Source organism: Planococcus donghaensis MPA1U2 (genome assembly GCF_000189395.1).
Taxonomy (GTDB): domain Bacteria; phylum Bacillota; class Bacilli; order Bacillales_A; family Planococcaceae; genus Planococcus; species Planococcus donghaensis_B.
Genome location: NZ_AEPB01000012.1, coordinates 71538 through 91450, shown reverse-complemented (window position 1 = coordinate 91450; position 19913 = coordinate 71538). Strand labels below are relative to the sequence as shown.

Annotated in this window: 17 protein-coding genes, 1 pseudogene and 1 other annotated feature (1 of these 19 only partly in view); of the genes and pseudogenes, 4 read left to right on the top strand and 14 right to left on the bottom strand. The window is 38.8% G+C overall.

The genetic code is table 11. From position 1 onward, the window contains the following. Positions 1-114 precede the first annotated feature (114 nt). The 11 genes from nhaC to ezrA form a co-directional block, all read right to left on the bottom strand. Positions 115-1491 carry a Na+/H+ antiporter NhaC gene (gene nhaC, locus GPDM_RS03775; RefSeq protein WP_008429098.1) on the bottom strand — a complete coding sequence of 459 codons (1377 nt, stop codon included), beginning with the start codon at positions 1489-1491 and terminating at the stop codon, positions 115-117. 490 nt (positions 1492-1981) lie between these two features. Continuing rightward, on the bottom strand, positions 1982-2167 hold the full coding sequence (locus GPDM_RS03770; protein ID WP_008429097.1) for a hypothetical protein: 186 nt from the start codon (positions 2165-2167) through the stop codon (positions 1982-1984). A gap of 73 nt (positions 2168-2240) precedes the next feature. Continuing rightward, complete coding sequence (locus GPDM_RS03765; protein WP_008429095.1) at positions 2241-3164, bottom strand: class I SAM-dependent methyltransferase; 924 nt, start codon at positions 3162-3164, stop codon at positions 2241-2243. 52 nt (positions 3165-3216) lie between these two features. After that, positions 3217-3723, bottom strand: a complete 507-nt coding sequence (tpx, locus tag GPDM_RS03760) for a thiol peroxidase (protein WP_008429094.1) — start codon at positions 3721-3723, stop codon at positions 3217-3219. Between the two features lie 36 nt (positions 3724-3759). Continuing rightward, positions 3760-4335, bottom strand: coding sequence for an RDD family protein (locus GPDM_RS03755; RefSeq protein WP_008429092.1), 576 nt, complete (start codon positions 4333-4335; stop codon positions 3760-3762). Between the two features lie 12 nt (positions 4336-4347). Next, on the bottom strand, positions 4348-5361 hold the full coding sequence (sppA, locus tag GPDM_RS03750; protein WP_008429090.1) for a signal peptide peptidase SppA: 1014 nt from the start codon (positions 5359-5361) through the stop codon (positions 4348-4350). A gap of 69 nt (positions 5362-5430) precedes the next feature. Beyond that, a complete protein-coding gene (gene rarD, locus GPDM_RS03745) occupies positions 5431-6348 on the bottom strand; it encodes an EamA family transporter RarD (RefSeq protein WP_008429088.1) in 918 nt (305 codons plus the stop codon). Positions 6349-6521: 173 nt separating this feature from the next. Beyond that, the gene (gene mbcS / locus GPDM_RS03740) at positions 6522-8096 is read right to left on the bottom strand and encodes an acyl-CoA synthetase MbcS (RefSeq protein WP_039862853.1); all 1575 of its coding nucleotides are present in this window, start codon (positions 8094-8096) and stop codon (positions 6522-6524) included. Positions 8097-8336: 240 nt separating this feature from the next. Then, entirely contained in the window at positions 8337-9539 is a 1203-nt protein-coding gene (gene thiI / locus GPDM_RS03735; protein ID WP_008429084.1) for a tRNA uracil 4-sulfurtransferase ThiI, read from the bottom strand. A gap of 6 nt (positions 9540-9545) precedes the next feature. Beyond that, on the bottom strand, positions 9546-10649 hold the full coding sequence (locus GPDM_RS03730; protein WP_008429082.1) for a cysteine desulfurase family protein: 1104 nt from the start codon (positions 10647-10649) through the stop codon (positions 9546-9548). Between the two features lie 63 nt (positions 10650-10712). Further along, positions 10713-12416 (bottom strand): septation ring formation regulator EzrA, encoded by a 1704-nt coding sequence (gene ezrA / locus GPDM_RS03725; RefSeq protein ID WP_008429080.1) that lies wholly within the window; start codon positions 12414-12416, stop codon positions 10713-10715. Positions 12417-12569: 153 nt separating this feature from the next. On the opposite strand from ezrA, the gene hisJ reads away from it, so the two are divergent. Continuing rightward, positions 12570-13370 (top strand): histidinol-phosphatase HisJ, encoded by an 801-nt coding sequence (gene hisJ / locus GPDM_RS03720; protein ID WP_008429078.1) that lies wholly within the window; start codon positions 12570-12572, stop codon positions 13368-13370. 49 nt (positions 13371-13419) lie between these two features. Continuing rightward, positions 13420-13899 carry a GAF domain-containing protein gene (locus tag GPDM_RS03715; RefSeq protein WP_008429076.1) on the top strand — a complete coding sequence of 160 codons (480 nt, stop codon included), beginning with the start codon at positions 13420-13422 and terminating at the stop codon, positions 13897-13899. 45 nt (positions 13900-13944) lie between these two features. Here GPDM_RS03715 and megL read toward each other — a convergent pair whose 3' ends face one another. Then, positions 13945-15153, bottom strand: a complete 1209-nt coding sequence (gene megL, locus GPDM_RS03710) for a methionine gamma-lyase (protein ID WP_008429074.1) — start codon at positions 15151-15153, stop codon at positions 13945-13947. A gap of 330 nt (positions 15154-15483) precedes the next feature. On the opposite strand from megL, the gene rpsD reads away from it, so the two are divergent. Beyond that, positions 15484-16086 carry a 30S ribosomal protein S4 gene (gene rpsD / locus GPDM_RS03705; RefSeq protein ID WP_008429073.1) on the top strand — a complete coding sequence of 201 codons (603 nt, stop codon included), beginning with the start codon at positions 15484-15486 and terminating at the stop codon, positions 16084-16086. 292 nt (positions 16087-16378) lie between these two features. On the opposite strand, the gene GPDM_RS03700 is transcribed toward rpsD, so the two are convergent. After that, positions 16379-17170, bottom strand: coding sequence for an STAS domain-containing protein (locus tag GPDM_RS03700; protein ID WP_237704129.1), 792 nt, complete (start codon positions 17168-17170; stop codon positions 16379-16381). Between the two features lie 399 nt (positions 17171-17569). Between GPDM_RS03700 and GPDM_RS03695 the strand changes: the two genes are divergently transcribed. Further along, positions 17570-18376 (top strand): cobalamin-binding protein, encoded by an 807-nt coding sequence (locus tag GPDM_RS03695; RefSeq protein ID WP_008429067.1) that lies wholly within the window; start codon positions 17570-17572, stop codon positions 18374-18376. A gap of 44 nt (positions 18377-18420) precedes the next feature. Here GPDM_RS03695 and tyrS read toward each other — a convergent pair. Then, positions 18421-19687 (bottom strand): annotated as a pseudogene (gene tyrS / locus GPDM_RS03690) (tyrosine--tRNA ligase). Positions 19688-19764: 77 nt separating this feature from the next. Next, positions 19765-19913, bottom strand: a binding site (T-box leader); it runs 40 nt beyond the window's last position.

The window sequence follows — 19913 nt, the reverse complement described above, 5'->3', positions numbered from 1 at the left end:
ACTTAGTAACAAAACGCACTCTATAGTACTATTCGACTTTTAAATCTCTTATCCTTCTAAATGCAAAAAACCGATGATGTATAGCATCACCGGTTTTTTAAAGTTACTTATTTCTTATTTAAAAGTTAATGTTTTACCTGTAAACCCAAATAACACCGTTAATACTGGAGACAATAAACAAAAGACGGCAAATGGCAAGTACTCAAGTGTTGGAACACCGATAACACCGGTGATGAAAATCCCACAAACACTCCATGGTACTAGTGGATTAACCACTGTTCCCGCGTCTTCCATCACTCGACTTAAGTTTTTACCGGCCAGTCCTACTTTATCGTATGGTTCTTTAAAAGCTTGACCTGTTAACAAAATAGATAAGTATTGTTCGCCGATCAAAATATTGATGCCGATAGCAGTTAATGCAGAAGCCGCTATCACTGACGAAACCTTTTTCAACAAGCTCTCTACTTTGGCCAATAAACATTGCACAATTCCCAATGTAAACAATAACCCACCCATACTTAATGCTAAAAGAACAAGGGCCACTGTAAACATCATACTTTCCATACCACCTCGTGATAACAAGTTATCAATTTCCGCAATACCCGTAGCTGATACATATCCACTAAACAGGACATTGAAAATCTCAGAAGCTGAGGACACTTGATGCAGGAAAGAAATCACAATAGCTGAAATTGAACTAATTGCTAGCGTCATTAACGCCGGTACTTTTATAAAGGTTAAGACGATTAAAACAATCAATGGAATCAACGTGTACCAATGAATCATTCCTGTAGCTAAAAGTCCTGCTTTAAATTCACTAACATCTTGTATTGTTCCCCCTGTAGATCGTGGCGATACAATCAAGAAAAAAATCAACGTCAGCACGAATGCTGGAATTGTGGTCCAACCCATATTGCGAATGTGCTCAAACAAGTCAACACCTACAATAGAAGATGATAAATTTGTTGTATCTGATAATGGCGACATTTTATCACCAAAAAACGCACCTGAAACGATGGCGCCAGCCGTTACTGCAAGCGACAAATCCATCGCCGTTGCCATACCAATAAATGCTACACCAATTGTCGCAACTGTCGTTAACGAACTGCCGACCGATAAACCGATTAATGACGTAACAATAAAAACAATGGCAAAAAAGAACGTCATTGAAATTATTGAAAATCCAGCATAAATCATAGTAGGAATGGTGCCACTAATCATCCAACTACTAATGAGCATACCGATAAAGAAAAAGAGAAAAACAGCACTCATTCCTGCACCAGCACCTTCAACTAATCCTTTTTCAAGCTGTCTATAAGATACTTTTTTCATTAAGCCATAGGCAAATAAGAGCAAAATCGAAAGCAAAATCGGAATGTGCGGAACCGCTCCAAATTGAATGATACTGATACTTATCAGTAAAAAAATTGCCACAGTAATCATAATCGCTTCTGAAAACTTTGGTGTAATGACTGGTTTAATTATATGCATAATAAAATCTCCTTTTCTTTATAAAAAAAAGAGAAAACCCCCGTCCCAATAAAGGGACGAAGGTTTTCTCCGCGTTACCACCCATTTTGATGTTCAGATCCTGCTAAACATCCACTTTTTTACGAATCGTTCCAAACTGAAAGCGTAATTCACCCAATTTGCTGCCTGAATTCACACCTGCCATTCAGTCTCTGGTTGCTGCACACAAATTGTCTACTAAACTATCAAACGATTATTCTATATAGTGAAACTAAATTTACTAACTCATACTTACAAATACATCATTACTAATAAGTATATTGAAATAGATTTTACCAGCCTTTTGGAACAAGTCAATACTTTTAGTAAGGTTTTTATTTGATGACATATGTTTTGTTAGCTACTCATAAAGTGTCTGTTTGTTATTTGTGAAGTGGCTAGTTCTAAAAAAGAGACAAGGATTTTCCCCTGTCTCTTTTCACTTAAGCTTAAAATCGAATTAGGATGTCAATCACGTACCCATTTTACGACGATTATTGCTTACTTTTTTCGATTGTTGGCTCTTCATTTTTTTAGTTGAAAGTGAAGCGTTGCCGCCACCTTGTTTATCGGCAGCCTGATTTTTCTTTGCTTCTAGTTGACGTTTGATAGCTTCTTGAAGACTAACTTTTTTCGGCGCTTCGTTTGACTCAGTCATTGCGCATCCCTCTTTTCATCCAAAATGGTACATATGGCTTTTTATAGATTCAGTATAGCATAATTTGCTTGAACTATTCTTTGTTTTCTTTAAACCAGCTTGTCACTTGTGAAAAGAATTTAGACATCGATTCTGGTTTTGACATATTCGGAACGCGCGCTAACAAAACCTCTTTCGGTGCTTTAACACCTTCTTGTTTTTTCTGTAGCACCAGAATTCCTTTAGCATGAGCTGAGTTTTTAAATAAGCTTTCCGGTAATTCCATAACCGATTGGATATGAGCATGTTTTTTCAAAAAGCTATGTAATTGACTCGCATATTCAGATTCGAACAAAGCTTTTGGCACGATGAAAAACAAATAACCACCATCAGCAGTATGTTTTAGCGATTGCTCGATAAACAAGTGATGCGCATAGGACATGCCTTTTTCTGCTTTTAGTTCGTACGTAGCCGATGCTTCTTCATCTGGGTAATAACCTACCGGTAAATCTGAGACAACCACATCTACAGGGTCAATCAATAACGGTTGCAACGCATCTTGTAAGTAAAAAGTAATCGGCTGTTCTACTAAGTTACCAGCATTTGATGCAAGACGCACAAGAAGGTCATCCAGTTCTACACCCGCTCCGGTCATACGTCCGTCCAAGTAATTCATGACAGTTAACAGCAAATTACCTGTTCCAACAGCCGGATCTAAAATAACTGCTTGTTCTTTTTTAACAAACAACTCAACCAAATAACCAACTAACAAACCAAGGGCATCAGGCGTCATTTGGTGATGGGGTTGAATATGTTCTTTCATGCCCTTTAAAACCGCTAATTGTAATGCCTTGCGAATATCTTCTTTGCTCGCACCTTCTTCTGGCTTGATCAAACCATCTAACCATTTTTCAGTAGTGGTCAATAAGCTCTCCAAATAAGCATTGTCTTGTTCTTGCTGGATTTTTGTTGTGTGATTATCAATAAAATTAAAGGTTTTTTCCATTGCTGAATTCATCTATTCGCCGTCCTCAATAAGGAAACCCACTCTCTCGAGTGGGTTTCTTGTATTATTTTGTTAATTCTTTAACTGCATTTAGCGCTTTTTCATAATCGGGATGATCGGTTCCTTCAGAAACATACTCTACGTATGTAACTTTGTCATTTTCATCAAGTACAAAAACCGAACGAGCCAACAAGCGAAGCTCTTGCATCGTTAATCCATAAGCTTCTCCGAATGACAAATCGCGATGATCTGACAACGTTGTGATGGCATCCACTTTGTTAATGTCTGTCCAACGTTTTTGCGCAAATGGTAAATCAGCTGAGATTGTTAATACTTCAACATTGTCTCCTAAAGAAGTAGCTTCTTCGCTGAAACGTTTTGTTTGGTCTGAGCATACGCCCGTGTCTAGTGATGGAACTACACTCACTAAACGTACTTTACCAGTTGTATCTTTTAATGATACTGGTTCTAAACCATTTGATAAGACCGTAAATTCAGGAGCTTGATCCCCTACTTTTACTTCTGTGTTAGGTAAAGTAACCGGGTTATTCTTGAATGTGATCTGTGCCAATCAATACGCCTCCCTTTTCATAATATCTTCATCATACTAAAACGTTCCGGTCTCTTGCAACTCAGACCCCTCTAACTTTTTCTTGTGGATCATTTTGTTTTTTCTAAATGAATCTTCATGAACGACTGTTGTATCCGCAATATAATCGTGGACTCCTTGTTTTAATGGCGTAAAGCCAACAATCCAATAAAGCGGCAAAATTGTCACCGAAATAAAACGACCGATCCATTCACGAAACAAAAGCGTCATAATCGAAAGGTTATCAGATTTCAACGACACAACACGAATGCCCATAATCATCTTGCCAACTGTTTGGCCAAAAAACTTTGTCATTACAACAAAATAACCATAAAAAATCACAGCTGACACAATAGCATAGGGTCCGTACCAAGGCATATTCGTGGTTTCCAATCCGGATAAGGCAAATACCGGTTTAACTAAAATAGAAGTAAGAGCCGCAACAACCAGCAAATCGATTAAATAAGCCCAGAAGCGGACCCAAAATCCGGCTGGTTTCCGTTCGTAAAAAAGAACTTCTTCATAACTCGGTGTTTTTGGAAGTTCCTTTTCACCTTGCAGTTCTGCTGATTTCTCTGTTTCATGATCTGTCATGATGGTCCCTCCTTATTTGTCACCGTATAAATACATCATACGCGGAGAACTATATTCAGTAAGTAATTTTGAAATCATTTGCGTCTCAAGATCGTTACCAAAGAAAGAATTAACTTTCATCGAAAGCAATGAACCCCAGCCTTGGTCGTTTCCATATTGGAATACTTCTGCGTTTCCTAAATCAAAATCTGTTTTTATTTGTTCGATGACATCTTCTTCAAAACCAAAATCATCTGCTAAATTCACTTCTACTGCTTGGCGACCATTCATAATCCGACCATCTGCTACAGCTTTTACTTCTTCTTCCGTCATACTTCGACCTTCTTCAATGACATCTACAAAAGATTCATACGAATCATCGAGCATTTCTTGAAGCAACGCACGTTCATCTTCTGTCATATCACGCGTTGGGCTCATAATATCTTTGTATGGGCCTGATTTAATCGTCACAAAATCCACACCATAGCGTTCTGCGAGTTCACCATAATTGACGCTTTGCATAATCACACCAATCGAACCTGTTAATGTTTCTTCATTCACAAAAATCTTTTCTGCCGGTGCTGCAATATAATAGCCACCAGAAGCAGCAATTGCTCCCATCGACACATAAAATGGTTTTCCGGTTTCTTCTTGAATTTCTGTGATTTTGTCGTAAATTTCAGCAGACTCGACAACTCCGCCTCCTGGAGAATTTACCGCAAGTACAACAGCTTTAACCGAAGCATCTTCTTTAATATTTTCTAATTGTTCCATAAAGAACGAATGATTATAGCCAGTTGTTCCAAAGAACGAAGCTGCATCTCCCGTGTCTTGAATAACACCGTCTACATTTAAAACAGCAACGCGATTATTAAAATCGCCATCTTCCATTACTGTTTCCGACAAACCTGTTTGAGTGCTTCCCATTAGTTCGTCGACACTTTCACTAAATCCGCCTTGAAGTAATGCGAAGGCTGAGTTGATGACCAGCGAAATTCCTAATACGGCGGCAGCGACTACTAAAGCAATCCAACGTTTCGTATTCATTTTTACCATTCCCTCCATAGTTTCTACTACATACTATACGTGAAACACAGAAAAATGTTTCATTAAGATTTAAACTGAAACTTTCCGGTTTGCTCGTCGAATTCCTCTAGCTTCTAAAAATTTTGAGGACGTAAACAAAATTAACGCACTCCATATTAACGAAAACGAAATGATTTTGACCACATCAAATGATTCTCCGTAAATAAACACACCAATTAATAGCATCAATGATGGAGCAATATATTGAAGAAACCCAATCATATACATCGGGATTAACGGAGCTCCAATGGCAAACAACAATAATGGAAATGCTGTAATCAATCCACTAGCTAACAATAAACTATCTGTTGGCAAACCTAATTGTAAAAATGAGACTCGATTAATAGAAAATAAGTAAACATAATAAGCAATTGCAAATGGGAAAACAAATAAAGTCTCAATAGCTAATCCACGAAGTGCATCGAGTCGAATGGTTTTTTTAATCAACCCGTAAAAAGCAAAGCTAAACGCCATACCAAGTGCTAGCCACGGCAAAGAGCCAAAAGAAAACGTTAAAATCAAAACACCTGTTGCGGCTAACAAAAAGGCAACTTTAACTGCAGGTGATAATTTTTCTTTTAGAAAGATGGCACCCAATAACATCGAAATCAATGGATTGATGTAATAACCAAGGCTCGTTTCGACTATCCGGTCATGCGAAACGGCATATACATAAAAAAACCAATTGGCGGAGATTAGAAAGGACGCTAACATTAATAAGAAAAATTTCTTTTTCGATGCCCATAAGCTTTTTAAGTCAAGCCATAATTGACGACCTCCATTAATTAACACAATAAACACAAGTGTTAATATAAAAGACCATATAATTCTGGCTGCTAACACTTCATCTGCAGGAACATGTGCGAGCTGTTTCCAAAAGATCGGCATGAATCCCCATAACGTATAAGTTAAAATAATGACCAAAACACCTTTTTTAGAATCTATCATTCGACATCGCGCACCATTCTTATAATATTTTGTATTTCGAAATAACAGTCTCATTATAGGCTGCTAACAAGCAGAAAGTAAATGCAGGTGCATTAATATTTAGCCATAGAAAAACAGCCGATAGTTGAAACACCTCTCTACTAAATGAGAGGCGTTCCTTTCTCCGGCTGTGCTTAGTTTTTTATACTTTCTTGTTGACGCAATTCTACACGTCTAATTTTTCCTGATGCTGTTTTGGGCAATTCTGTTCGGAAATCAATGGCACGCGGATATTTATACGGAGCCGTTAGTTTTTTTACATGATTTTGCAGGTCTTTTACTAAGTCGTCTGATGCAATTTGTCCTTCTACTAAAACAACACAAGCTTTAACGATTGTGCCACGTACTTCATCTGGTGCTCCGATCACGGCACATTCCTGAACAGCTGGATGCTTGACTAATGCATCTTCGACTTCAAACGGCCCGATTGTGTAGCCAGAAGAAATGATGATATCGTCTCCACGACCTTCAAACCAGAAATAACCATCCTCATCTTTAGATGCTTTATCGCCAGTCACATAATAATCGCCACGGAACTGCATACTCGTGCGTTCAGGATCTTTAAAATACTCTTTAAACAACGCGGGTGTTTCTACATGAACGGCAATATCTCCCACTTCCCCAACAGCACAAGGAACTCCCGAGTCATCAATAATTTCTACACGGTTACCCGGTGTTGGTTTGCCCATTGAGCCTAGGCGAGATTCCATGCCTTTCATGACACCAACAAGTAAGGTATTCTCTGTTTGACCATAGCCATCTCGTACTTCCAACGAAAAATGTTCTTTAAACACGTTAATCACTTCAGCATTTAGCGGTTCTCCTGCTGATACTGCGCTATGTAACGCAGACAAGTCATATTTCGCTAAATCTTTTTGCTTGGCCATTAATCGGTACTCTGTCGGTGTACAGCAAAGAACATTAATCTTACGTGTCTCCAAAAGCTCTAAATACACTGCAGGATCAAATTTTCCGTTATAAACAAAACCGGTAGCTCCACTGCCTAAAGTTGCTAAAAACGGACTCCAAATCCACTTTTGCCACCCCGGACTTGCAGTTGCCCATACTACATCGCCTTCTTTCGCTCCAAGCCAATGCTCTGCTGACGTACGAAGATGTGCATATGCCCAGCCATGACTATGAACAGCACCTTTAGGGTTACCAGTAGTTCCTGATGTATACGATAAAAACGCCATGTCGTCTTTTTTCGTTGGTGCTGCTTTATATTCTTCAGAAGCAACTTCCATTTCATCCAACAGCGATATCCACGATTGATCTGAATGACCAATAACAAACTTCACGACATCATCCATTTCTTTGACACCTTCAAATTGATCCATAAATGGTTCATATGCAATAACTGCTTTTGCATCACTATGATTTAACCGGTATGCAATGTCTTTCGCACGCAACATCTCAGAACTCGGAATTACAGCTAAGCCCGCTTTTAATGCGCCTAAGTAAGCAACATACGCTTCAATAAGGCGAGGTACCATAACAAGTACAACATCCCCTTTAACTAAACCTGCTTTTTCAAAGCTATTCGCTGCACGGTTCGCTCGTTTGATCAATTCATCATATGTAAGTTGGTGTTTTTCACCTTTATCGTTTTCCCAGTGAATCGCAAGCTTGCCTTCTTCTGTTGCATATCGCTCAATTTCTTCAACCAAATTATACGATTCTGGTGCTAACAAATCTTGTCTATTCAACATAATTCCTCCCGCTCTTGATGTAATAACTAACCCATTATTATTATACAATAGAATTTTAAGTATTCATACAATTTCATATAGTTCGACTACTAGAAAATAAATTATACCGAAACATTGTTTTCTCTCTCTGACTTTTCTTATTTATCACGCCTTCTACTTTAATCAATATAAAAACACCCCAAAAGTTAGATTTGAACTCTAACTTTCGGGGTGTATTACCTTAAGGAGGCTTCATATTTATAACAGGTCTTCAAATTGGTTAACTTTAGGGCGCGGGAATTTGATAATTTCACGCTCTGCTACAGCTTCTTCAATTAACTCGTCAAAAGACACAAAGTTTTCGTAGTACTCAACTTTTTCAAGTTTTGGCTTTGTCTTCGGATTTGCCGGGGTGAAAATAGTACAGCAATCTTCAAACGGACGTATCGAAATATCGTAAGTCTCTATTTGTTGTGCAATATCAATAATTTCAAGTTTGTCCATCGCAATAAGCGGACGCAATACCGGCGTGTTCGTCACTGCATTGATTGCTTGCATACTTTCTAAAGTTTGACTCGCAACTTGCCCTAAGCTTTCTCCAGTCACAATTGCTCGGCAATTGGTCTCAGCTAATACTAAATCCGCTACGCGCATCATCATTCGACGCGTAGAAGTCATTGTGATATTATCTGGCACTTGCTTATGCACTTCTTGTTGAAGTTTCGTAAAAGGAATAACATGCAGTTTGACAGAAGAACCAAACTGCGACAATCGCTCAGCCAAATCAAAAACCTTTTCTTTAGCACGATCATTTGTAAACGGCGGGCTGAAAAAATGGATTAAGTCTAATCGAACGCCACGCTTTAACATATGATAGCCTGCAACTGGACTGTCTAAACCGCCTGATAGCATGAGCAATGCTTTGCCACCTGCTCCTACTGGCAAGCCACCTGCTCCTTGAATCACTTCCGCCATCATATAAACAGCTTCTTTACGAACTTCTACTTTCAAATCAATTTCAGGATCTTTCATTTGTACTTTCAAATCCGGAAAAGCTCTTAATACATGTGAACTTAGTTCTTTCATAATTTCTGGTTTTTCATACGGGAATTCTTTATATGGTCTTTTTACCGATACTTTAAAACTTTTATCGGTATCTTCTATTTTAGCAATCACTGCTTCGGCTGTTTTTTTCATCGCTTCGATGTCTAATTCACATGCCGTTACTGGACTAAACGATTGAATGCCAAATACATACGGCAAACGCTCAATCACTTGTGCTAGTTCTTGTTCATCGTCTGAAGTAATAAACATACGATCACGTTCAGCCTTTATATGAATTTGTTCTAAATCAGAAAATGTTTGTCTGACATTGTCACGCAGTCTTCCAATAAATGAGCTGCGATTTTTTCCTTTAGTTGATAATTCCCCATATCGCACAAGAATTTGATTGGTTTTCATAACTGTTTAAACTCCTTTAATCATGCGGTATACCCGCTGAAACGCTTTTTTTAGCGCTTGAATGTCTTGTTCTGTTGTCAATTCGCCAAAGCTGATTCGAATGACACCGTCCTTAAACTCACGTGGCAAGCCAATCGCTCGAATCACTGGACTTGCTTGGCTATTTTTTGATGAGCATGCACTTGAAGTAGAGACGATTACTGATTCTTTTTGTAAACCGGATACTAAAATTTCGCCTTTTAATCCTTTCACTGCTACTGACAAAATATATGACGCCCCATTTTCTGGACTCACAATTTTGATCCCCGCAAATTCCGAGAAAAACTGACGTAACTCTTGATTCCATTGGTTATATAGGGGATTTGGCTCGGTCAGTCTCAAAGCTTTCGCTAAAGCCACTGCATTTGGAACAGAAACAGTACCGCTTCGCAATGCTGACTCTTGACCTCCCCCGTACTGGATAGCTTGTAATTCTACTCCAGTATACGCTAATACCCCACTACCTTTTAAACCATGGATTTTATGCCCTGATATAGACAATAAGTTTGGCATGGCAGTTGGATCAAATTGGAGTTTCCCAACACTTTGCACAGCATCCACATGGAAAAAGATTCGCCGTTTTTTCAAAAGATGTGCGATCTCTGCAATTGGATGAACCGTTCCAATTTCATTATTCACATGCATGAGTGATACCAAAATCGTATCGTTTCGCAAAGAATTTTTCAACTTGTCAATGTTGATTTCCCCAAAATTCCCGACTGGTAAGCGCGTAATTTCAAATCCTTCACTTTCTAAAGCAGCCACACTTTTCAACACAGAAGGATGTTCTGTTTCTGAAGTAATAATATGTTTCCCACGGTGTTGATAGTTTCGTGCCGTCCCAATTAACGCTAAGTTATTTGCTTCTGTACCACCAGATGTAAAGATAATCTTCTCCATATGCAGCAACTCTTTTAATTGACTCCGTGCCGTTTCTAACAAATCTTCCGCCTGATTGCCTAGTTCATGTAAAGAAGCTGGGTTGGCATAAAATTGTTCGTTCACTTTTACAAACGTATCAAGTACTTCTTTTTTTGGTTTAGTCGTAGCACTATTATCCAAGTAAATCATCTTTCCACCTCCGAAAAGAAAACCACCAGCAATAGTAGCTGGTGGCTTTACATTTTGTTTTGTTTAAATGTTCCAAGCATCTTCTTTGACCAATACTTCAATTCGTTTCATTGAACCAGGTTCAAAGTTTTCCACTGCCGTGGCAGCTTCTTCTAATGCTTTTGTATAGCGAAGCTGTCGGAATGATTCTTCTGCTTCTTCGAGTTTTGCATCCAATTGAAGATTAGATTTGCGGTAGCGGTTTCCGTATTGAATAATGCGCTCAATTAATAAGACATTTTCAACGATTTCAACTGCTTTCGCATGACCCTCTTCAATACTCTTTTCAGCTTGCTCTAAATAACTATGAACAAGCTTAATATTTAACGGAACTTCTCGTAAAGTTTGCATCGTCACAAACAGATGCTCTTCAGCTTCTTCAAGTCGTACATCCATGTCTTCAGGAATTCCCGGAATGTTAGCTTTGTGTAGCAAACGATCGGTTTCTTGCAATTTGCGTTTTAAAAGCTCTACTTTTTCACGAGCCTTATTTTCTTCAATACGCAAGCTCTTCAATGAAGTCATAAAATCAATTTGAGTCGAATCGACAATCGATAAATCTTCGCGAATATGAACCAACTCTTCTTGCAGACTAGAGTAAGCGGATTGATCTTCCTCTAAACGCGTCATCAGCAGTTCAAATCGTTTAGCTAATTGCTCCATCTTGTCCATACATGATTTAGGAATAGCCGCTTCGCTTTCACTAATTTTATAGCTATGCTGAACATATCGGCTTTCTTCTTCCATTTCTTTTGTATCACGTGCGACAACTTCTAAATGTCGTTCCGTATCTACGCGATGTTCATCGACATACATCTTCGCTTCAACTTCTTTTTCCAACATTTCATAAAACGAATCGATGCGGTCTTTTATTTTTTCAACAGCAATTTTCGTTTGAGTCATTTCTAGATTTGCGATATTTTCTTTTAATACTTCTAACTCTTCTTCTATTTCATCAAGCTGTAAAGTTAACTCTAGATGGCCTAGGTAGTAAGAGTTTTCTTCCATTTCGCTCTTGCCTTGACGCAACTCAGCAATGTAAGAAGGAATTTTCGTTTGAATATCCGCCAACAGGGATGGAATATCGTCTACTAGTAAGAAAGCTTCTTCACCTTCTGCAGACAATCCAATGACAATTTCACGTGCTTTTAAGTAATTGCCTTCGCCTGTTAATTTTTCATATTCATCAAATAACGGAATAAACGATTCTAGTTTTTTCTCTAGCGGTTCACCTGCATCTCCATACGATTGATGGTGCGCCAATAGATTTTTTCTTGCACGGCGGTATTTTTCTTGAAGAAGATCAATTTCACTGCGATTTTTCTCTTCGCTTCCGATCAATTCTTCCAACTCCACCAAAATGCTGTTCATCTGCTGGTCGACGCTATCGATTTTCACTTCTGTATCCTGTTCTAGTTTTGACGCTTTGCTAAATCTAAAACGGTTGATGGCCTCTTCGGCATCATATAATGAAGCATCAATTTTCGGGATATGTACGTCCATGATTTCAGTCCATACGTTGCGCCAGCGCTCGAACATTTCTTCTGTCTGGCCATTCATGTTTAGTTGTTTCACTTTAGTTAGTTCTTCAAGAATTGGTTTATTTTGTATTTGCAGTTTTAACTGTTCCAAGCGTTCAATTTCAGCTAAATGTTTTTTGCGAAACATAAAACCAATGATTGTTACCGCTAATAGAATGATGACCGCAATGATGATATACTCCATCATAAGTCACATAGCCCCCTGTTCCAAAATCACATTACCAGTTATACGTAAATGTATTCATGATTCTTCTATTTTAACATGTATTCTACTCTTTTGTTTGCCAAATTAGAAGAAAAGCGATTATATTTTTTAATAAGTAGAAAAGAGGATGCCGTTATGAAACGAGATGGTCACATTCACACCCCTTATTGTCCACACGGGACAAAAGACTCAACTGAATTATACATTAAAAAAGCAATAAAATCCGGATTTACCGATATTTCATTTACAGAACATGCACCACTTCCAGCAAATTTCACCGATCCGACACCTGACCAAGACAGCGGCATGAGCGCAACTCAGCTAACTGCCTATATAGATGAAATTACCTATCTTAAACATGTTTATAAAAAAGATATCCGCATTCGTTTAGGATTGGAAGTTGACTATATCGAAGGCTATGAAAAAGAGACCGCACTTTTTTTAGATGAAATTGGCCCCTTACTAGACGATGCGATTTTATCTGTTCATTTTCTAAAAATAAATAATCAATATTTTTGCGCTGACTTTAGTAAAGAAGTTTTTGCAGAGCTCGCAGCCGCTTGTGGATCTGTAGAAAGAGCCTATCAGCTTTATTATGACACACTTGAAAAGTCGATTTATGCGGATCTTGGAAAATTTAAACCAACTCGAATTGGTCATCCTACATTAATTCATAAATTCCAAAAAGCACATGGCGAAAAGATCGATGATGACAATCAAATTCGACACATTCTTCAGCTTATGAAGAAAACAGGGATGGAACTAGATGTAAACGGTGCGGGATATTCGAAACCAGAGTGTTTGGAAGCATATCCTCCGCTCGCTTATATCGAATTTGCTAAGTCACTTGGCATTCCGTTAGTCTTCGGATCAGATGCCCACAGTGTCAATGGCTTGCATAAGCATTACGACAAAATTTATACTTACTTAAGTTAACGAGATAAGTTTTAAAAAAATACAACAAATCGAAACGAGGGAAATTTTTATGTTCACACAAACAAACTACAGTGGTAACAGTATTGATCAATACACTATGCTTTCAAAGCAATTAGATGCTTTGTTAGAAGGAGAAAAAAATAGCATCGCCAACTTGAGCAACGCCTCTGCTTTACTCAATCAATTTCTTGAGCGCATCAACTGGGTTGGGTTTTACTTAATGGAAGAAGGAGAGCTTGTACTCGGACCTTTCCAAGGTCTTCCAGCTTGTGTACGCATTCCTGTCGGAAAAGGCGTTTGCGGTACTGCCGTTGCTGACAAAAGAACAATGTTAGTGGAAGACGTTCAAGCATTCCCTGGCCACATCGCTTGTGATGCAGCAACACGTTCTGAAATCGTTGTGCCTCTTATGAAAGAAGACCAAGTGATCGGCGTTTTAGATATTGATAGCCCTGAGCTAGATCGTTTCACAAAAGACGATCAACAAGGCTTAGAACTTTTCGCTAACGTGTTAATGAAACATTTATAATAGAAAGTAAACCCCGAAACTCAATTGATGAGTTTCGGGGTTTTTTTAAATTTCTTGGAGTTTTGGTTTTACTTGCTCGAATGCTTTAGTTAAATCAGCGATCAAATCATCCGTATGCTCTAGTCCAATCGATAAACGCAGCAACGAGTCACTTATGCCCATCGCTTGTCTGCTTTCAGGGGGTACCACTGCATGCGTCATTGTTGCTGGATGTTGAATTAATGTTTCAGCATCGCCTAGACTAACCGCAATTTTGATAAGGGACAAGGCATTTAAAAAGGCTTGCGCTTCTTTTTTACCACCTTGGATTTCAAATGAAATCAACCCACCACCTTCACGCATTTGGCGTTTGGCAATTTCAACCTGCGGATGACTGTCATCAAACGGATAATATATATTTTTCACGATTTCTTGTTGTTTTAAAAAGGCTAATACAACTTTTGTGTTGCTAATATGTCGATCCATACGGACATGTAACGTTTTTAATCCTCTGAGCAATAGCCACGCATCAAATGGTGACATAATGCCACCTACATCTTTTTGTACGGTCATTCGAATATGCTGCATTTCTTCCGCGTCACTACCAACGAGCACTCCACCAACTACATCCCCGTGACCATTCAAGTATTTCGTTGCGCTATGCAAAACAAAATCTGCACCCATTCGTAATGGATTTTGCAAATAAGGTGAACAGAATGTATTATCAACTACCACCCGAATATTGTATTTTTTAGCCACAGCCATAACAGCTTCAAGATTTACCAGTTCCATTGTTGGATTGATTGGCGTTTCCACATAAATGCAAACCGTCTCTGGTCGAATCGCTCTTTCTACTTCTTCTTCCGTAGTCATTGAAACCAAGCTATGTGTAATGCCGTATTTTTCTTCCATAATTTCTAACAGTCCGAACGTACAGCCATAAATACCTCGAGAACAAAGCACGTGATCTCCTGCTTTAGTCAAATAAATCAAAATCGCACTAACTGAGGCCATCCCCGACCCGAAAGCTAATGCTCCTTGACCTCCTTCAATTTCCGCCATTCGTTCCTCAAGTACACGAACTGTCGGATTGCCAAGACGTGAATAAATATTCCCCTCACAATTTCCTGCAAAGCGATCTTCTCCTTGCTCTGCATTTGCAAATGAGTAAGTCGAGGTTTGATAAAGCGGTGTCACCAAACTATCATGATGCTTCGTACTGTCATAACCTTTATGGATTACCGCCGTTTCAAAATTCATCTCTTTTTTTCTCATGCCCTATACACCCCTTATTAATTATAGAAAGCGCTTACATCTATTCTCAATACCATTCTACATTGTCTTATATAAAAAAGAAAGTTAGTGTGTCTAACTATTCCACAGCTTACTGTTGACTTGAACTCACAAAATCAGTTATACTATTCTTTGTGTAAAATAATCGCAGCAGTTGTATGTGCGTGTTCGTCCATTTTATTCCTCATAGCAGGTGTATCGTGTAACTCTTTGGCTGCTGAGCGAAGGTACAAGAATATAAAATGGCTTGCAGCATGAATGCATCTGGTTTTTATTTTACTCTAAAAACCAAAAACAGAGGAGGAGACTTATATGTCTCGTTATACAGGTCCATCATGGAAACTGTCACGCCGCTTAGGAATTTCCCTTACAGGCACAGGTAAAGAATTAGAAAAACGCCCTTACGCACCAGGTCAACACGGTGCTAACCAACGCAGAAAAGTTTCTGAATATGGTTTGCAATTACAAGAAAAACAAAAACTACGCTTCATGTACGGAGTTAACGAACGTCAGTTCAAAACTTTGTTCAACAAAGCTGGTAAAATGCCTGGTAAACATGGTGAAAACTTCATGATCCTTCTTGAAGCTCGCCTTGATAACGTTGTTTACCGTTTAGGTCTTGCGCGCACTCGTCGCCAAGCTCGCCAAATCGTAAACCACGGCCACATCCTTGTTGATGGCAAACGCGTTGACATCCCGTCATTCAGCGTGAAACCAGGACAAACAATTGCTTTCCGTGAAAAATCAAGCAACCTTGATGTAGTAAACGAAGCAATCGAAGTAAACAACTTTGTTCCTGAATACGTTACTATCGATACTGATAGCAAAACAGGAACTTTCGTACGCCTTCCAGAGCGTAGCGAATTGTCTGCTGAAATCAACGAACAGTTGATCGTTGAGTACTACTCACGTTAATTCCAACTTGATTTTGAAAACCTCTCAAAACCTTTTAAGGTTTTGGGAGGTTTTTTCTTTTATTTGCGACTTTCGCAAACAAACTGGGTTATCGCGCAAACAAAGCGCGCTATCCTGCAAACAACCAAGCCAATCTCGCAAATAAAATTTTATCCCGCAAACAAAGCGTTCGAATCCGCAAACAACACCCTTATCGTCGCAAACAATCGACCCCATCCCGCAAATAAAAACGGCATCCTTTAAATAAAATCAAAAAAATCCCTAGAACCAATAAAGGTCCTAAGGATTTTTATCAAAATGAGTCAACTCGATTTTGTTTTAACGCTTGAGCGAGTGTGTTATACACTTCAATATCAATAAATTTAATGCCCAACTGAACAGCCGTTTGAGCAATCACTGGACTAATACCTGACAATGCCACTTTTACGCCGATGATTTCTAAGCCTTTAATCAGTTGAAATACTTGCTGTGCCACCATTGTATCAATCATCGGAACACCGGATAAATCAATAAATAATTTCTCTAAATCGTGTTTAGAACTTTGGGCTAAAGCTTTTTCAAATATAATCTCTGCTCTATGCGGAGTAATTTCGCCAACTAATGGCAACATGCCGATTTTTTTTGCTAATAAAATGACAGGAGCACTCATTTCCACAATCATTTGTTGCTGAGAGTCCATGCGTTTTTCTGCAGCTTTTGAATTTTGGTCCGTAAATTCAACAATCACTTTACTAATAATGCGAACAACGGCTTGCGTCCATTCCATCAATTGCTCGTGACTCACTTCTTCTTTATGTGCTAACGCGTACTTTCCAAGTTCAGTTAAATATTGTTGTTGAGTCCGGAAAAATTCACCAATCACCTCTACGATTGGTGTTTCTAAATGAGCTTCATCTTTTACAATAGATTCTATCCAATCTTGAAAATTCGTTACAAAGTCTTTGTTTTCTTTTTGAAACATGGTGCAAAAGCGAAGATGAAATTCATGATTTTGTTTTTTCAATAATGCTATCTTATCAGGATCCGTCGAACCGTAGACACCCGTTTTACTTTTGTCTAAAGAACTATACCAGTCCTCCGTCATTTTCAAAGTCCGTCCGCTTAAGTGCTCATATAAGTCTTGGTCTTTTAACATTTAACAGCCATTGCTGCAAATCGACATTCCGTACCGGAGTACTCAAGTTCACACGATTTAATCGATTTGGCAATAGCTTCACCCCGCTCTCGCTATTAATTTCCCGTTAATGGTTTATTAATTTCACTAAAATTCAATTTATCTACACCTGTATAACTACCCGAACTTCTGTGAATTAAACTCAAGTTTCTCTATTCATATCGATAAAATCATAATGAAGAAAGCGTTCCTGAATTTTACAACTTGCGTTCTTTCTTCCTTATAATACTTTGTTTTCACAGTTTCTTCAAATAGGAGGAATTTTTTTCACCGATCATGGTAAACTGGAAAAAATGGAGGTGTAGCTGGATGCGAATTATTTCAATTTGCCCAAGTAACACGGAACTTTTAGCATTTTTAAATGCAGAACATCTGTTAGTCGGAATTGATGATTTTTCAGATTGGCCAAAAGAAATTACAACATTGCCTCGACTTGGACCAGATTTATCCATTCGCATGGATGAACTCGAAGCGCTAAAACCTGATTTAGTATTGGCTTCTTTAAGTGTTCCCGGAATGGAAAAAAACGTGGATGAATTAGTAAAACGAAACATCCCACATCTTGTCCTCGACCCGCAATCACTCGACGAAATTGGACAAGACTTATTACAAGTGGCTGATGCATGCGGGATTGATGCGACGACTGTTCATTCTGAATATTTGACGGTTATCGAAGACATTAAATCACGTGGAAACCGAGCAAGTAGTCGGCCTTCATTATACTGGGAATGGTGGCCAAAGCCTGTGTTCACTCCCGGCAACATCAATTGGCTAACTGAAATTAGTCACATGACCGGTGCTCGCAACCTGTTTGACGACAACGAATCTGCCAATATTCAAACCGATTGGGCAGATGTATTAGAACGTCAACCGGACTATATTTTACTTGCCTGGGTCGGTGTATTAACGTCAAAAGTAAAACCCGAACTCCTCAAGAAACGTCCAGGCTGGAATGATTTAAAAGCCATGGACCATATTCACGTAATGGAAGAAGAATTGTATTGTCGCCCTTCTCCTCGCTTGATCGAAGGCGCGATTCGTTTAGGAAAACTAATTCATCCTGAGGAATTTGAAGACATGGAGTTGCCTTGCTTTATCAAAGAAAAACAACTATAACCTAAAAAGGACGACCGAAAATTTCGGTCGTCCTTTTATCATTATTATTGAAATTGCACCATATGATATTTCTTTTTACCGCGACGAATAATGGCAAACGCATCATCTAAACGATCTTTTTCGTCAACTACGTATGCTAAATCTGTAACTTTTTCGCCGTTTACTGAAATTGCACCATTCGTGACGTCTTCGCGTGCTTGGCGTTTTGAAGAAGAAATGCCTGCTTCAACGATTAAATCCACAATCGACTTATCTTCTTTAGACATTTCTACAGAAGGAACATCTTTAAATGCAGCTTTCATCTCCGAAGATGACAAAGCTTTCAAATCTCCACTAAACAACGCTTTAGTAATACGCTGAGCGTCAGCCAATGCTGCTTCTCCGTGAATGAGTTTGGTCATTTCTTCAGCCAATGTTTTTTGTGCTTGGCGCAAGTGTGGTTCTGTTTCAACTGCTTTTTCTAACACTTCGATGTCTTCACGGCTAATAAATGTGAAAATCTTCAAGTACTTAACCACATCAGCATCTGCAGCATTAATCCAAAATTGGTAAAACTCGTAAGGGGAAGTCTTTTTCGGATCTAACCAAACTGCGCCACCAGCTGATTTCCCGAATTTGGTGCCATCTGCTTTTGTCACAAGCGGAATTGTAATACCGAAAGCTTTTGATTCTTCATCATGCGTTTTGCGAATCATTTCTAGACCTGTTGTGATATTGCCCCATTGATCAGATCCACCAATTTGAATGCGGCAATTGTGTTCATTGTACAGATGATTAAAGTCAATCGCTTGAATCAATGTGTACGAAAAACTCCGTAAACGAAATACCCGTTTCAAGACGTGACGCAACCGAATCTTTTGCCAACATGTAATTTACGGAAATCAATTTACCGTAATCACGTAAAAATTCGATCACACTCATTGCACCAATCCAATCACGGTTATTGACCATTTTCGCGCCGTTTTCAGATTTAAAATCAAAAATTTGCTCCATTTGAACTTTGATTCCTTCAACGTTGCGGTCAATTTGTTCAGTCGTTTGCAATTGACGTTCTTCGTTGCGTCCTGAAGGATCTCCAATCATTCCTGTCGCTCCACCCACTAATAAAATTGGCTGATGACCATGCATTTGAAAACGACGTAATGTAAGTAACGGAACAATATGTCCAATGTGCATACTGTCTGCTGTAGGATCGACTCCGCAGTATAATGAAATTTTCTGTTCATTTAATAATTTTCCCATGCCTTCTTCATCTGTTTGTTGGTATAACAAACCGCGCCATTGTAAATCTTGAATTAATTCGTTCGTCATTGTTGTTCCTCCTCTAAATGGTTGATCGATGAGAGCGTTAAAAATCCCCATAAAAAAGTCCCTGCATGAATTGTTCATGCAGGGACGCATTTGCGCGGTACCACCCAGCTTGGAGAACTTTGTCTCCCTCTCATCATGTGCCGAACGGGGCACTTCCGTAAACTCCAAACCTGTAATTCGATTCATGCATTTTGACCGGTTTGCACCACCCACCAGCTCTCTATAC